This is a genomic window from Dapis hubbardiae BLCC-M172 (assembly GCF_050016015.1).
Lineage (GTDB): Bacteria > Cyanobacteriota > Cyanobacteriia > Cyanobacteriales > Microcoleaceae > Trichodesmium.
In genome coordinates, this window is record NZ_JBNHEQ010000275.1 from 34,096 (window position 1) to 50,895 (window position 16,800).

Below are 16,800 nucleotides of genomic sequence, written 5' to 3' on the forward strand. Positions count from 1 at the left end.
CGAAAAGCAACAAACCTAAATAGTGAGTTTTGGGAATATCGCATTATTGCAGTTGCCCAACATCCGGAGGATGTCAAAATTAGAAAAATTTGATGGCAGTTAGAAAAGATACAATATACCAGAAATTTCTTTCACCATTGGTCAACAACTTTTTGATTGACCAAGAAGCTATGAAACGGTTCCGCAGTAGTATAGATTGGGAGACTCAAAGCGATCGCTTCACCAATCCTACCGTAGTTTATCCTGAATATTATACCTCTGGAAATTTTCACGGTATTGAAGGAGGTTATCTAACTATAGGTGCAGCAGTTACTTATGACCCTATTACCCAGTATGCTTTGCCTCCCAATGAAACTTGGGTGAGAAAATCTTTAGTTGATGCAATTCAGGTTAGACCAAGACGTATACTAGACTTAGGATGTGGCACAGGTTCTATGACCTTGATGCTGAAACAGACATTTCCCCAAGCAGAAGTTATTGGTATAGACTTATCACCGTATATGCTTGTCTGTGCAGAAGCTAAAGCCAAAACAGCAGGGTTAAATATTCAGTGGCGACATGAAAATGCAGAAAAAACAGGATTTCCAGATGCTTCCTTTGATTTAGTAACGATGGCCTTATTATTCCATGAAACTCCACCACAAATATCAAGAGGCATCTTACAGGAAATTTTTCGACTATTAATAGTTGGAGGCCAAGTTGTGATTCTGGACGGCAACCAAAAAACTTTACGACAAAGTGACTGGCTGACAGAAATCTTTGAGGAACCTTATATTAAGTCTTATGCTAAAGGTAATATTGATGCTTGGTTAGGGGCTGCGGGATTTGGTGCAGTGGAAACTCAGGATATATGGTGGTTCCATCAGGTCAGTAGTGGGGTTAAGCCACTTTTAGATCGAGATGAGATTATACCAGAATTAAAGCATAATCTACCAAATTGGGATAATGATAGTGGTAATTTTCCTGCTCCTGCTTATTAGAGCAATTAGCATTTATTAAGTTCATAAGCAAAATTAATTACACATCCTATTTATTTTCTATTCTCTGTTTCCTATCTCAACTAGAAAACTCCTAAAAGTACAACTACTTACAACAATATTATGACCAAAAAATTAGGTCAATAACCTCCTCTTAGATATGGGATGAAAAAAATAAACTTTAGTATTTTAAGGTAAGCATTTCCTGCGGAATGCTGCGCAAACAGCTATTAGCTGTCAGCCATCAGCTCTCTTTAAGGACAGTTTTTCAATTAAAATAGACCTTAAGAGCAAGAGAAACAGCTTTTGTAGTAAGACAATTAATAAAGCTTTTCTTGTCAACTAAAACCAATAGCTGATAGCTGACGGCTGACGGCTGAATGCTTACATTTTAAGCCTCTAGTTTAAGCAAGTTTAAGCAAGAGGTACTTGTTAACTGAGTAAGCATTTCCTGCGGAATGCTGCGCAAACAGCTATTAGTAATTAGCTCTTCCTACGGAATGCTACGCAAACATATTTTTAATGAATGAACTAAGAATTCCTTTGATTTATAGTATATTTTTAACCAAAAAATTGATACATAAAAACGAAGAATTTGGGTTTTAAACTCATACAATTCAAGGGGTTAAAAGCTGATAGCTGACAGCTGACGGCTGAATGCTTACTTAACTGATAACTAATAACTGATAACTGAAATGACTCTCAAAGCTGTTTTGTTCGATTTTAATGGTGTGATTATTAATGATGAATTTCTGCACGAAAAATTAATAGAACAAGTGCTACTTGATGAAAATCTGCTGCTTAAACCAGGAGAATATCACAAATTTTGTTTAGGAAGAAGTGATCGTGCTTGTTTGAAAGATATATTAGCCCAAAGAGGTAGATATGTAAATGAAGGGTATTTAGAACAGTTAATCAAACGCAAAACTCTAGCTTATCAACAACAGTTAGAAAGTATTGAAGAGTTACCAATTTATTCAGATACGGTAGATTTTATTTATCGGGTTTCTCAAGCTAATTTGAAGATGGCTGTGGTTACTGGTGCTATGCGAGGCGAAGTAGAATTAGTTTTAAATAAAGCTAATTTAGCTGATTATTTTCCGGTAATTATTGGTGGAGATGATGTTAAGGCCAGTAAACCAAAGCCTGATGGTTATTTGTTAGCTGTAGATACTTTAAATCAACAATATACAGACATTAATCTCCAGCCTTCAGAATGTTTAGTAATTGAGGATACTTTTTCGGGTATTGAAGCTGCTAAACTGGCTGGCATACCTGTGGTTGGTGTTGCTCATACTTATCCTTTTCATATGCTGCAACGTTTGGCTAATTGGTGTGTAGATTATCTTTCCGATTTAGAATTGGACAGAATACAAAGGGTGGCTCAAGAAATTATATGATGTCCGGATAATAATGTGAAGTCAGAAGTTCAATTCAGAGGTGGTGAAAATTGGTAACTGAAATGATTAGTTATTTATAACTATTCAACCAGACATGATATTACTTCTTGTAGATTTTTGTATAAAATACTACTTTTTTTGTCGAAAAAATATGTAAGTAGATGATAAACTTCTTTTAAATTTCAGATTTTGAAGCCAAATATCAAGTACAAAAACTTACCATTGAAAAACCACTGAAATATTTAAAGCTGGTCAAGGTTGGTAAGTATAACACTAGAAGGTAAAGCACTGAAGGGATTTTATAAATCTGCTCAACCTGATTAAGTTCCATCAAAAATAAGTAAAGAAACACATCAGTTTGTAAAGATATTAGTAATAATTGTAACTTATTATGTGTAAGTGCCTCTTATATGAGTAGAGTTCAGTTATTATTTAGTAAATATAAAAGAATGGTTAAGGAAACACAAAATTGGGGAAATATGTGTTGAAGGATACGTCTTAATTAGTATTCTTGACCAATTCTCTAAAGAAAGACGAATATGAAATTTATATGGAGGTTCCTATGACTCCCACAATGTTACGTCAGCTTTGGTCTGTAGTAGAAAACTCCCAACCTACAACCTTAGTATCACTGGATGATGCCACCTTAGTTCAGTGGTTAATCAAACAGTTGAAAAACAGAAGTACCCTAAATTGTACAGAAGCAGATTTAATTAACGAATACATCCAATCTCGGTTGTCCTTAATTAGGGATTTAGCTGAGGAACGTTTGGAAAGTGAACCTTCACTATCAGTATAAGTTTTAATTTAAAGTAAAAATTAAAAATCAAAACTATTTAAGATCGACAGGAAAAAAATATGGAAAGTAGTTGCTTGAGAGCTTCCAGAAGCGATCGCCAAGCTTGACACTATGGTAGCTTTGAGTAGATCACTTTTTTTCAAAATAAAAAAATCAGAATAAACTATGCAAAAATGGGGATCTATTCTAATAGCAGCTATTTTAATGGTAGTGCCACTAACAGCTTGCGAAGGTGAAGGCACATCAGACCAAACAGGAGCTGGCCAAGAAAGTCAACAAACCAGCAGTCGTTTAGATATTGTCAGAAATCGTGGCAAATTAATATGTGGTGTAGAGGGCGGTATTCCTGGATTCAGTTTTGTAGACCAGAATAGTAAATACTCAGGAATAGATATAGATATCTGCAAGGCAGTAGCTGCAGCTTTATTTAACGATCCAAATTCTGTAGAATATCGTAACTTAGATTCAACAGAGCGTTTTACTGCTCTTAACGGTGGAGAAGTAGATATGCTATCTCGGAACACAACATGGACTATTAGCCGAGATACAACCGTAGGTTTAGAATTTGCCCCCACTACATTTTATGATGGACAAGGGATGATGGTTCGTCGTGATAGTGGGATTAAATCTTTAGAGGAATTGCAAGGTAAATCAGTTTGTGTGGAAGCAGGAACAACTACAGAATTAAACTTAACAGATAATCTCCGGCAAAGAAATGTACAAGCTGAGACATTAACATTTCAACAAGCAGACCCAGCTTATGCAGCTTATGCGGAGGGACGTTGTGACGGGATGACTTCTGATAAATCTCAATTATTAAGTCGCCGTAGTACCCTACCAAGTCCAAATGATCATGTGATTCTGGACGTTACTATGTCAAAGGAACCTTTAGGTCCAGTAACAAAAAATAATGATTCAGCTTGGTTTGATGTGGTAAAATGGGTAACTTATGCTTTGATAGAAGCTGAAGAGTTAGGTATTACCCAAGCAAATGTAGATGACTTGAAGCAAAATTCTGAAGACCCTACAATTAAACGCTTTTTAGGAGTAGAGGGAGACCTAGGTGAAGGTTTAGGTTTGAGTAATGATTTTGCATATCGTGTAATTAAGCAAGTTGGTAATTATGGGGAAGTCTATGATCGTAACTTAGGAGACAATTCTCAATTTAAGTTAGAGCGCGGTCTGAATGATTTATGGAAAAATGGTGGGTTGCTTTATTCTCCACCTTTCCGTTAACAAGAAACTCACAACAGCAAAGATTTGGGAATTAATCTACACTCAATTTCCCAAGTCTTTGATGAATTTAGAATTTAGAATTTAGAAGTTGTTTTTGTAATGGCGAGTTTCAACAACTTGCCAAAAATATTTCACCAATTAAGACAGGGTGTTAGACTCAATTATTTTGATAAATTGACGGAGATGAAAATCTATCGGCAGGAAATTGAATAAAAATTATGCAGAAGTGGATATATTTGCTCTTGACAGTTTTTATTTTTTGTACATACTTGACAAGTTAGAAAAATAACCCCTTCTGAAACAAATAGATTAGATGGGGTTTGGAGACTAAACCCCTACGATAAAATTTTACTGAACAATTAAGGTTTAAAGTCTCTCCATTTATGGAGAAAAAAGAAAAAAAATTCCTTTTACCCAATGCTCTTGTTGATAAAGTAATAATTATTATAAATTGTGAGAAACTGTTTTTCATTAATTGATAATTGATAATGGATAATTGATAATTACCTCTGGTTAAAACCGCACGGGAATTGAATATCGGGAAATATCCTAGCACTTTTTTTCCCTTTAAAAGGGGAGGCTTCAAGGCGCGAATTATTTAATTATTAATAATTAATAATTGGGTAAAACAAGTATTAAGAGAGGACGCGAAGTGACTAAAATCTAAAAGAGGTAAGACTTCAAGAGATTGAAATCTGTCAATAATTGATAATTGATAATGGATAATTGATAATTACCTCTCCCTAAAACGGATAGCATTGAATAAAAGGAAAATAAATTCATTGTTTCTCCTTGATCATGAGAGGCTTTAAACCTTAATTATTCGGTAAATACCAGACGTGGAAAGGTACATATATTACTAGATTTTTAAGTTACAAATAGTTGTCTTAATTTCTTCGGACCTCCATACCTGTTCCCAGTTAAGTGTTCCCTATCTCCTTTTTATATTTCCTGATACATTCAATCTCTTAATTATTAATTATTAATTATTCATTATTCATTATAACTACTCCCTACTCCCTAAAATTATGATTGACGACAAAAATCAAAAAATTCCCCTATGGCGAGATGATAGATTTTGGCGTATTGCTTTACAAGTTCTTGCCATAGTAATTTTTGTTGCGGTTGTAGCTATAATGATTAGCAACCTCAGCCGAAATTTAGCACAACAAGGTACAAAATTTGGCTTTAGTTTCTTAGATAATGAAGCAGGATTTAGTATTAGTGAAAGCTTGATTCCTTACAAACCAAAAGACCCTTATACTCAAGTATTATTAGCAGGTTTAGTTAATTCTCTACGAGTAATGATTTTAGGAATTTTCTTCACAACAATAGTCGGAATATTAGCAGGTATTGCTAGTTTTTCTGATAATTGGTTACTGCGGAATTTGAATCGAGTTTATGTGGAAGTTGTCAGAAATACTCCTTTATTATTGCAATTATTTTTCTGGTATTTTGCAGTTTTTTTCAGTTTGCCTAGACCACAAGAAAAATTAGAATTACCCGGACCAATATTTATGAGTAAACGAGGAATAGCTATTCCTTGGCCGGAAAATACTTTGAATGTTTGGTTATGGTTAATAGTATTAGTTTTAGGAGCGATCGCTGCCATATTTATTTGGCAATGGCGCAATAAATTAATAACAGAAAAAGCAGCATCTGGTCAACCACAAATTATTGCTTTAATTAGTATGGGAATTATTGCAGTATTTATTATTATATTTGCTTTGGGTTGGCAAGCACCTATAGCAACAGAAACAGGAGGTACAGAAGGGGGATTAAATTTAACATTAGAACTTTCAGCTTTACTGGTAGGATTAGTATTTTATACAGGTGCTTTTATTGCTGAAATTGTTCGTTCTGGGATTCAAGCAGTACCGAAAGGGCAATGGGAAGCAGCTAAGTCTTTAGGATTAAAGTCTGGTTTAGTAATGAGGTTGGTGATTTTTCCTCAAGCATTACGAGTGATGATTCCACCATTAAATAGTCAATATATGAACTTAGCAAAAAACTCTAGTTTAGCAATAGCTATTGGTTATCCAGATTTATATGCTGTGGCTAATACTACTTATAATCAATCAGGTCGCCCAATTGAAGTCTTTATCATTTTAATGGTAGTTTATCTTTCTATAAATTTGACAATTTCATTGTGTATGAATTTATTAAATAAAAGTGTTCAATTAACAGAAAGATAATATTAGTCGGAGTCAGGAGTCAGGAGTCAGAATAAACACTTTTGAAATATTCACGACTTACGCAGGTGAACCTAGAAACCCGGTTTATCGTAGACTTCTATTAGTCAAAACAAGGATTTCTCGTAGAAACCGGGTTTCGCGTGCGTAAGTCCTAATATTGTTAAAGGTTGAACCTGAGTTAATGAACTAAAAAATCTTTTTATTAGAGCAGTTAGAGTTAACAATAGTAGGGGCGGGTTTCTCAGTTAAGTTAACGAGTTTTCACATTTAGTTAAATAAACCCGCCCCCCAATGATGAAACCCACTTAGTTAGAGTTAACATAAGTATCGAAAAAAATTAGGATTTATCTGATAACTCCTGTAAACAAAAAACTATAACTGTTGTATTGATTATTAATAAATATAATATTTGATAACTTTTACCTATTACCAATAACGCTATGAAAACCATTAATACAAATCAATCCCCCGCACCACCATTTCAGGAAAGTAATTCTATAGAATGGCTGAGAAAAAATTTTTTTAGTACCTGGTACAACACCTTACTCACTCTAGTCTTATTCGGCTTAATTTTTGGCGCAATAACTAACTTTATTTCCTGGGCAACAACAGAAGCGGAATGGCAGGTTATCAAAGTTAACTTGCCATTATTAATGGTGGGTAGATATCCAAGAGACCAATATTGGCGCATTTGGTTAATAGTTGGTATCATCTCTAGTTTTTCTGGTTTTTCTTGGGGAATTATTGTCAGAAAATCAGCTACATTATTTACTTTACCCGTATTAATTTTTATCGCTGTTTTACCAGCTATTATGTTACTCATTCCTGTAGCTATACCATTTAAACTATTACTTGTAGGAATGGTAATTTTAGTTATTGCTACTGCCTGGATAGGAAAACAATTAGGCAAAAAAAATAGCAACTTAGGTAAATATCTCTCTTTTGCTTGGTTTATTGCTTTTCTATTAATTCTCTGGTTAATCGGAGGTGGATTAGGATTAAAATCTGTATCTACAAATGACTGGGGTGGTTTAATGCTAACTATCTTAATGGCTGTAGTTAGCATTTTTTTATCTTTTCCGTTAGGAGTTTTATTAGCTTTAGGTAGACAAAGTAAATTGCCAGTAATTAGAATATTTTCTATTGGTTATATTGAAATTATTCGTGGATTACCTTTAATTTCAATTCTCTTTATGGGGCAAATAATGATTCCCCTATTTTTGCCAGATGGAATGCGACCTGATAGAATTTTACGGGCAATTTTAGGATTAACTTTATTTAGTTCTGCTTATTTAGCAGAAAATGTTAGAGGTGGTTTACAATCTGTACCTAGAGGTCAAAATGAAGCGGCAAAAGCATTAGGTTTAAATACTCCATTAAGTTTAGGATTGATTGTTTTACCTCAAGCTTTAAAAGTTGCTATTCCATCAATTGTTGGTCAATTTATTAGTCTATTTCAGGATACAACTTTATTATCAATTGTAGGATTAGTAGAATTATTGGGTATTAGTCGTTCGGTTTTAGCTCAACCCCAATTTTTAGGAGATTATGCCGAGGTTTATTTATTTAATGGCATAATTTTTTGGATTATTTGTTATGCCATGTCAGTCGGTAGTCGGCAGTTGGAGAAAAAATTAAATACTACTCATTAATTAGGGAATAGGGAATAGGGAACAGGGAATAGTAAAGAAGAGAAAAAACAAAAATACTAGCTTTTCACAATAATTAGTAGGTACTCACAGATATTGGTTCAATGAAAATTTGCTAACTTGTGTAATTGAAGAAGAAACTTATAATCTGGCTAAAATCATTATTCAAATAATTGAGCTGTATATTTCGACAAAAACAAATGCTTTTGAAGAATTCATTAAATCTTGCCAGCAAATAAGTCAATTAACAGAAGTAAATCAACATGAAGCTGTTGATTTTATTGTTACACTTTTACCGAAATAGATGCAAGATTGTTTGAAATTTTTAGCTATAGTATTTTGAAATATTATTACCACGAACAGACTGTGTTTTTTGGTTTTGATCTAGAAGATATACAACAAGAAAATTTAAAATTATACAAAACAGGGCGAACTAATGCTAATGATGGGGGCATAGATTTTGTAATGAAGCCATTAGGTAGATTTTTTCAGGTTACAGAAACAACGGATTTCAAAAAGTTTTTTTTAGATACTGATAAAATAGAAAAATATCCCTATATTTCATTAAATCTACTGAAAGTAAGGATAAATTACTCGAAAAAGTTAGAAAAAATGCACAAAAGCAATAGTCTGTGAATATAATAGTCGAAAAATATATTAATTAATTGCATAGAATAAATTATAAATTTGCCAACCATTATAGAACGTTTTTACCAGAGTGTAGAAATAGGATATTTATAGCAGTTTTCACTCATGTTGACTTGCATTACTTCTTCCTTCTTCCTTCTTACTTCTTCCTTTAAACCCAAATATCTGTACTCTAAAAAACATGAAAACTGCTATAAGTAATATATTGGAAGAAGTAATTAAGCAGAGCTAAGTAGAATTTAACTATGAAGTATAATAATTACCAAAAGTTAAAATGATAGAGTAGAGATAAGAATTTTTCAGTTAATTTGATTTAATCCCATTGAGGATTGCTACAAAATATTATAATCTTATTTCTATTTAATACTAACCCCTATTCCCTATTCCCTATTCCCTAAAAATGAAAATGACACAAATAGAAACACAAAAAACTGAAACAACAATAGATGCCAATATCGGAATTATTGCCACAGATGTCGAGAAATGGTATAGCAATAATTTTCATGTTCTCCGTGGAGTAAGTCTCACAGTAAAACGTGGGGAAGTGGTAGTAATTATGGGGCCAAGTGGCTCTGGTAAATCTACTTTTATCCGTACTTTTAATGCTTTGGAAGAATTTCAAAAAGGTAGCATTATTGTTGATGGTATTAATTTATCCCACGATTTGAAAAATATTGAGACTATCCGTCGGGAAGTGGGAATGGTATTTCAACAGTTTAACTTGTTCCCTCACTTAACAGTTTTGCAAAATGTGACTTTAGCCCCCATCTGGGTGCGTCGATGGCCAAAAGTTAAAGCGGAAGAAGTGGCAATGCAACTTTTGGAAAGAGTCGGTATTTTGGAACAGGCAAAAAAATTCCCCGGTCAACTTTCGGGGGGTCAGCAACAAAGGGTGGCGATCGCTCGTGCTTTAGCTATGCAGCCAAAAATCATGTTATTTGATGAACCGACTTCCGCATTAGATCCGGAGATGGTGCGGGAAGTTTTGGATGTTATGCGCAGTTTAGCAGATTCGGGAATGACAATGGTAGTGGTGACTCACGAGGTAGGGTTTGCACGGGAGGTAGCAGATAGAATAGTGTTGATGGCGGATGGGTTGTTAGTAGAGGAGGCGACTCCAGAGGAATTTTTCCAAAACCCGAAAGAAGAGCGTACCCGGAAGTTTTTGTCACAGATATTGTAGGAGTGAAAAGTTAAAACGCAAAAGTCAAAAGTCATGTATTGAGATTTTATATCATGTCCGGATGTAATGGTATAAATAAAATATTTGGTGATCGAGAGGATATATTTTAATTTATCCCCTACTCCCCTACTCCCCTACTCCCCTACTCCCCTACTCCCTTAATTATAAGTGTTCAACCGGACATGGTATTACAGGTTTCAAACCTCAACAAAGAATTCTTAAAGCAAGTAGTAATGCTGGCGATCCAATTCTAGATTTATTTGCTGGAACATTTACTAAATCATTCGTGAGAAAAAACTGTAGGGATTTGGAGACCAAACCCCTACGACAAAATGTTACAATTTATTTAGGATGGTTATATCTTTAACACTTATAGAAACTAATGAAAAATTCCAACACAAAATATGATTTTCTAATTGTAGGTAGCGGAATTTTTGGTATTACTGCTGCTGTAGAATTAGGAAAAAGAAAATATAAGGTGGCAGTTATTAACCCAGATACTATTCCCCATCATCTGGCAGCTTCTACTGATATTACTAAAGTTGTGCGTCTGGAATATGGTAGCGATCGAGAATATTTCCGTATGGCAGAAATATCTATTGAGCGCTGGAAAGAATGGAATGAACTTTTTGGGGAAGAGTTGTACCATGAGGTAGGTTTTTTAATGCTGTGCAAGGATAAAATTGAAAGCGATCGCCACAGCTTTGAAAAATTTAGTTATCAAAACCTTATTGAAAGTGGTTATTCTCCAGACAGAATAAATGCTGAAGGTATCAAAGAACGTTTTCCGGAGGTGAATACTTCGGTTTACATAGATGCAAATTTTAATCCCAAAGCAGGATATGTAGAATCTTCCTTGGTAGTAGAAAAACTAACTGAGTATGCTAGTTCTTTAGGTGTAGAAATTTATCAACAGCAAACCGCAGAAAGTTTTATTGTAGAAAACGGAAAACTACAAGGAGTCAAAACTAGAGAGGGAAATACCTTCCAATGCGGTCATGCGTTGGTAGCAGCAGGTGCTAATACTCCCTATCTTTTGCCAGAGCTACAACCTTACATGAAAGTGACTGGTCATCCCGTGTTTTGGCTAAAACCTCAAAACCCCAAATATTTTTCGTCACCTTATTTGAGTGTTTTTGCTGCCGATATTTCTAATTCTGGGTGGTATGGTTTTCCCTTTTTGCCTAAATATGGTGTTGTCAAGATAGCCAAACATTCTAGTGGCGTAGCTATTCATCCTGAAAATAGCGATCGCCAAATTAAGGATGAAGAAGTGGAAAATATGCGGTCTTTTCTGAAGATGACTTTCCCCGAACTGGTAGATGCACCTTTAGTCTATACTCGTAGATGTTTATATACTGATACCCTTGACGGACATTTCTGGATAGATAACCATCCAGAAATTAAAGGTCTTTCTGTTAGTAGCGGTGGCAGCGGTCATGGATTTAAAATGGCGCCTTTATTAGGAGAAATTGCAGCAGATGTTGTGGAAGGGAAATCAAATCAATTTTCCCAAAGATTTAGATGGCGACATTTAACACCTGATACCCTTCAAGTTGAAGAAGCTAGAGGTGTTGAAATCTGATTGAGAGTGGGAGCATCTTGCTCCCTAATTTCCACCCTGTCTGAACAGTATTTTTTCAGTGAAATTCATCTCCTAAACATCACGAAATACAGGCTCAAAAATAGAACAGGAAATTCTCAATTAAATTTAGACTATATTTTGATAAAAGTCATCTTTATTACCTATTTCTATTTTTCCTTCTGAGGAATTAATTACAACTTTCAAGAGTTTTACCAATATCCATTGTTCATTATTTTATTATTACTTTTAACTTTTAACTTTTAACTTTTAACTTTTGACTTCAAACTAACCCTGCTTGCTGAAAAACTTGTTCAACAGTTATTTCTAATTCTGGTAAAATTTCATCTCCCAAAAGTTCTTCCCCTCGTTTAGTTTTTGGCGGAGCATCAGGATAAAAAATAGTAATGCTTTTTGCTTGTGAATCTACAATCCAAATCCTCAAAACTCCTGCATTCAAATAATCTGTAGCTTTTTCACTTAAATCGCCAAAAGATTGACCAGGAGAAATAATTTCAATAGCTAATTCAGGAGGAAACGGACACAGTTCATCTTCAAATCTTTCTAGAGGTAATTTCTCATAAGAAATATATAACAAATCGGGTACGGGAACCCAATCTTTACCATTTTTTGCTAGAGTAACTCCCCATTCTATTCCTACTTCTCCTTTTGATTTACTCCAGTTAGTAAGAACTAGATAAAGAGTACCTGTTAAGCGAGAATGAAATCTTTTAGGAGAGATTTTAGGTTGTATTTTTCCATCAATTAATTCATAAGTAATATCCTCTTCTGGAAAAGCTAAGAATTGTTCTAAATTTAGTTGTGTTTCTGTAATCATAGTTATTTTTACAATTAGTTTAGTACAGAGGAGGGAGACAGTAGTAAGCTTGAGAAATTTAGGAGAAAACTTTTATTATCCTTAATTAACTAGAGGTGATACTAGACAGGAGAAAAGAATAAGAGGCGTTGGTAAATTAGAGTATGATTTGTATTTTTGGGTAACTCTTAAACTATTGAATAAGAAATATTTGAGATTGTTCAATTTTTATTTTCATACCTTTATTCACCAACGCCGAATAAGAATATATTTTATGCTCTAATTTCTCCCTCACTCCCCTACTCCCCCACTCCCTGACTCCCCTACTCCCCTACTCCCTCACTCCCCACTAACCGCCAATACCCAACCTACCAGCTAAACCTGGAGTTAGAGGGAACAAAGTAGCGATCGCCAAAAACAAAGCTAATAAACACAAAGCAGCTCGCGCATCATCAGGTTCAGTTAATTCATTTAAACAAGGGCGTTCTAAATTTCGCTGTAATACCAAAATAATAATCGCCCAATACAACGCCAAAGGATTAACCAAAGAAGCGATCGCCAAGACTACAAAAGTGAAAAATGTTGCTCTACCTGCAACTTTCCGACCATAAACTGCTTGCACAATTCTACCACCATCCAACTGACCCGCAGGCATCAAATTAATTGCTGTAATAAGTAAACCCAACCAACCCATAATTGCCAGTGGGTGAACATCTACTATATTTTGATGTACTGCCGGACCTAAGATCGCTCGCGCTAGAGTTCCCACCAAAACAGAAGCTCTAAAAAATTCTGCTGGCATTTGAAACAGACTACCTTCGTGGGAAAGCAATAAACCCCCTAATAGCATTGCCAAAGAAATTATGCCTCCAGCAGCAGGTCCAACAAAAGCGACATCAAACAACACTTTTCGACTAGGGATCATAGATTCAAAACGGTTCACAGAACCAAAACTGCCAATTTGCCAAGCGGGGAGAAAGAGCGGCCAACTAAAGCGAACATTGTGACGTTTTGCCAAGACTTGGTGAGCTATTTCGTGACCTGCCAAAACTATCCACAAACCAATGACAACGGGTAATGCTTCTTGATATCTCATAGGTTCATTGAAAAAGTCGAAACCTAACAATAACCCACCCGCTTCAAAACTGGTGGCAATAGTAGCAAGCAATAGAATAACTGCCAGAATTTTTTGGGATGTAGTGGCAGGTTTAGGGTCACTTTTGCTTGGTAAAATGATGACTACTGGTTTAGCTTCCGGACTTTCCAATAAAAATAGTCGGTAGCGATCGCCGAGTTTTTCTGTCAATTTTGCTGATAATTTAGTATGAACTGTTTCTGGTTCTCCCCGTAAATTTCCTTTGAAAATAGCTCCCTCTTGATAAGGGATAGTTTCAGTTGCAAAAAAGGTATCGACACCAAAAATGTCTTTTACTTTTTGCAAGTCTTCAGTTGGAATAGGAATAAATTCTAGAGTTTCTTCTTTTTTCTCTTCCTCTTTTTCTATTTTCTCTACATTTGGTAATTTAGTTATTTCTTCTCTCGAATCAGGTTTTGAGGAGTTACTAATAGATTCAATATCGGGTTTATTTTCTGCTTCTTGAGCTGCTATTATTCGTAATTGCCTTCCCAAATAAATGTACAATGCTGTACAAGCTATTAGCAGAAATAGAATCAATACTAAGTTGATATAAATTCCCGCAGCAAATAGAGCAAAAAATAGTAGCCAAGGTGCCATTAATACTACTGATTGTAGCCAGGCTAAAATGCCTGTTTTACCATAAGGTCTAGCTCTGTAGTATCCCCAGCCCAGAATTCCTAGAGCAATCAAAGCTACTATAACTGTGGTTGTGTTTTCGGATGTGGTATACATAATTCAGTTATCAGTTATCAGTTATCAGTTATTAGTTAACAGTTATCAGTGATTAGTTATCAGTTATCAGTTATTAGTTATTAGTTATTAGTTAACAGTTATTAGTTATTAGTACCTCCTGTAATATAGCAATCCTATTTTATTTGTGTATAAAAATCTTACCGCTTTTAGTCAACAGGCAACAGCTCCAGAAGGCAACAGACGGAAGTTTCGGTTTTTTTATCTACTTTTTGATTACCCGCAAACCATGGGCGGATTGCTATAGCTATGCTTTATCAACATCTTTACATAAAACTTGACAAAATAGAAAAGTTATGTATTTGAAATTTTACTTTTTTCTAGAGATGTCTATTTTATAGTAGGGGTTTGGTCTCCAAACCCAAGCGCATAAGGGATTTGGAAACCAAACCCCTACAGTTTGTTTTGCTGAATCATTTCATATTGCTATATAACTATTTTTGCAGGATTTCACAACTTAATTTTTTACTACTATAGTTGTTGAAATATTAGATAATTATTTCAGTTCAGCTTAGTATATCTTTGCTCAATTATTTACCTAAATAAAGTCTTTTTAGTTGATTTATTTTTCACTTCAAATGTTGCTGATAATAATTTAGTAAATCATCATTTTCTATTTCTATAAAAATGATTATATCTACTTAATCTTGTAGCAATTTTTCTATAGTTTCTGGGTCTGCATGAATATGACTCCGATGCTTTGCAGATGTATAATTAGGATTTAGTCTAATTGCTTGATTATAATCAGCGATCGCTCCCCAATTATCCCCAGCTTTTCGCAGTACATTTCCCCGTCTATAATAAGCTTTTGGATGGGTTGAATCTATTTTAATTGCCTCATTATAATCAGCAATTGCTCCCTCATAATCTTCTAGTTTATCTTTAACATCACCTCTATAAATATAAGCATCTGCATGACTAGAGTCTATATCTATTGCCTGATTAAATTCTGCTAAAGCTGATTGATAATTCTGTTGTTCATATTTAGCTAATCCTCGTTGATAAAAAGTCTTAAATTCTGGCTGCTGATTTTCTGTTGTTGTAGATGTTTCTGTTTCTGTTTGATTTTCATCAACATTAACTAAGTTTACATTTGTTAGAGAATTATTTACTATGCTAGTTGCTGCTAAAGCCTCTTTTCTTGCCCATTTATCTGCTGCTAAAATATCATCTAGACTAGGATTTTCTTGATTACTTGACTTATGTTTTTCACATACATATTCAATTAATTTAGGAATATCCAAAAACGGAATTTTTTCTTCTAAAAACAATGCTACAGCCTGTTCATTTGCTGCATTCAAAACTGCAGGCATAGAACCACCCATACGACCTGTAGAATAAGCTAACTGAATGCAAGGATATTTCAAATTATCGGGTTCCTTGAAAGTTAGACTTCCAGCTTTAACTAAATCTAACTGTTCCCAATCAGTATAAATCCTTTCCGGCCAAGATAAAGCGTAAAGCAAAGGTAAACGCATATCCGGCCAACCCAATTGAGCTAAAACAGAAGTATCTTGTAACTCAATTAAAGAGTGAATTATACTCTGAGGATGAATGACTATATCAATATTTTCATAATCCAATCCAAACAAATAATGAGCTTCAATAACTTCCAAACCTTTATTCATCATTGTGGCAGAATCAACAGTAATTTTTCGACCCATTGACCAGTTAGGATGTTTAATAGCATCTGCCACTTTTACATTTGATAATCTCTCAATTGGCCAGTCTCTAAAAGCACCACCAGAAGCAGTTAAAATAATTCTGCGTAAACCCTCTTTAGGTACACCTTGAAGACATTGAAAAATTGCTGAATGCTCTGAGTCGGCAGGTAATAATTTTACTCCATATTTTTCAATTAAGGGATTAACAACCGGACCTGCTGCAATAAGTGTTTCTTTATTTGCCAAAGCAATATCTTTCCCTGCTTCAATAGCAGCAATAGTAGGTAATAAACCAGCACAACCAACAATACCTGTCACGACTGCTTCTGATTGGCCATATCTAGCTACTTCTGTAACACCATCTTGGCCAGCAAGCAATTGAGGTTGAGGTTCCAGGTCAGCAATGGCCTCTTTTAGTGCCGTAAATTTGGACTCATCGTTAATTGCAACAATTTGAGGGCGAAATTGTCTGACCTGTTGGGCTAATATTTCTACGTTACTTCCGGCAGCTAACCCAATAACTCGAAATTTGTCTGGGTTGTGAGTCACAATGTCTAAGGTTTGAGTACCAATGGACCCTGTAGATCCCAAGATTGTAATTGCTTTCATATTTTTTTGAGAAAGTTGTCCACAATTCCACTATACGATTCATTGGTCATTTTGTGTTAATAGCTACTTTGCTAGGTTCATTAATTGATAATGGATAATTACCTATGGTTAAAACCTTCAAGAATTAAGAATTAAGAATTTAGAATTTAGAAT

At 34.7% G+C, this 16,800-nt stretch carries 13 protein-coding genes and 1 pseudogene; 10 read left to right on the forward strand and 4 right to left on the reverse strand.

All coding sequences use genetic code 11. The annotated features are described in order from the left end of the window. Positions 1–92 precede the first annotated feature (92 nt). The 10 genes from ACP6PK_RS25690 (at position 93) to ACP6PK_RS25735 (ending at position 11,672) form a co-directional block, all read left to right on the forward strand. Positions 93–980 carry a class I SAM-dependent methyltransferase gene (locus ACP6PK_RS25690; protein WP_094672563.1) on the forward strand — a complete coding sequence of 296 codons (888 nt, stop codon included), beginning with the start codon at positions 93–95 and terminating at the stop codon, positions 978–980. A 692-nt stretch (positions 981–1,672) separates the two neighbouring features. Beyond that, positions 1,673–2,377, forward strand: coding sequence for an HAD family hydrolase (locus ACP6PK_RS25695; RefSeq protein ID WP_094672564.1), 705 nt, complete (start codon positions 1,673–1,675; stop codon positions 2,375–2,377). A gap of 562 nt (positions 2,378–2,939) precedes the next feature. Continuing rightward, on the forward strand, positions 2,940–3,176 hold the full coding sequence (locus tag ACP6PK_RS25700) for a hypothetical protein (protein ID WP_094670998.1): 237 nt from the start codon (positions 2,940–2,942) through the stop codon (positions 3,174–3,176). Between the two features lie 165 nt (positions 3,177–3,341). Then, positions 3,342–4,412 carry an amino acid ABC transporter substrate-binding protein gene (locus ACP6PK_RS25705; protein WP_426563833.1) on the forward strand — a complete coding sequence of 357 codons (1,071 nt, stop codon included), beginning with the start codon at positions 3,342–3,344 and terminating at the stop codon, positions 4,410–4,412. A 1,028-nt stretch (positions 4,413–5,440) separates the two neighbouring features. Beyond that, positions 5,441–6,607, forward strand: coding sequence for an amino acid ABC transporter permease (locus ACP6PK_RS25710; RefSeq protein ID WP_426563835.1), 1,167 nt, complete (start codon positions 5,441–5,443; stop codon positions 6,605–6,607). A 440-nt stretch (positions 6,608–7,047) separates the two neighbouring features. Further along, positions 7,048–8,259, forward strand: coding sequence for an amino acid ABC transporter permease (locus ACP6PK_RS25715; RefSeq protein WP_426563837.1), 1,212 nt, complete (start codon positions 7,048–7,050; stop codon positions 8,257–8,259). A gap of 109 nt (positions 8,260–8,368) precedes the next feature. Next, positions 8,369–8,560, forward strand: coding sequence for a hypothetical protein (locus tag ACP6PK_RS25720; RefSeq protein WP_426563839.1), 192 nt, complete (start codon positions 8,369–8,371; stop codon positions 8,558–8,560). Between the two features lie 8 nt (positions 8,561–8,568). Next, positions 8,569–8,892 (forward strand): hypothetical protein, encoded by a 324-nt coding sequence (locus ACP6PK_RS25725; RefSeq protein WP_426563841.1) that lies wholly within the window; start codon positions 8,569–8,571, stop codon positions 8,890–8,892. 418 nt (positions 8,893–9,310) lie between these two features. Continuing rightward, a complete protein-coding gene (locus tag ACP6PK_RS25730) occupies positions 9,311–10,087 on the forward strand; it encodes an amino acid ABC transporter ATP-binding protein (RefSeq protein WP_426563869.1) in 777 nt (258 codons plus the stop codon). A 382-nt stretch (positions 10,088–10,469) separates the two neighbouring features. Beyond that, positions 10,470–11,672 carry an NAD(P)/FAD-dependent oxidoreductase gene (locus ACP6PK_RS25735; RefSeq protein ID WP_426563843.1) on the forward strand — a complete coding sequence of 401 codons (1,203 nt, stop codon included), beginning with the start codon at positions 10,470–10,472 and terminating at the stop codon, positions 11,670–11,672. 280 nt (positions 11,673–11,952) lie between these two features. Here ACP6PK_RS25735 and ACP6PK_RS25740 read toward each other — a convergent pair whose 3' ends face one another. From ACP6PK_RS25740 to dxr, 4 genes and pseudogenes are all read right to left on the reverse strand, one after another. Then, positions 11,953–12,507 carry a Uma2 family endonuclease gene (locus ACP6PK_RS25740; protein ID WP_426563845.1) on the reverse strand — a complete coding sequence of 185 codons (555 nt, stop codon included), beginning with the start codon at positions 12,505–12,507 and terminating at the stop codon, positions 11,953–11,955. Between the two features lie 328 nt (positions 12,508–12,835). Continuing rightward, a complete protein-coding gene (locus ACP6PK_RS25745) occupies positions 12,836–14,356 on the reverse strand; it encodes a site-2 protease family protein (protein ID WP_426563847.1) in 1,521 nt (506 codons plus the stop codon). Positions 14,357–15,015: 659 nt separating this feature from the next. After that, entirely contained in the window at positions 15,016–15,489 is a 474-nt protein-coding gene (locus ACP6PK_RS25750) for a tetratricopeptide repeat protein (protein WP_426563871.1), read from the reverse strand. Next, a pseudogene (dxr, locus tag ACP6PK_RS25755) lies at positions 15,481–16,647 on the reverse strand (1-deoxy-D-xylulose-5-phosphate reductoisomerase); the annotation flags it as partial. The pseudogene dxr and the gene ACP6PK_RS25750, both read right to left, overlap by 9 nt. Between the last annotated feature and the right edge of the window lie 153 nt (positions 16,648–16,800).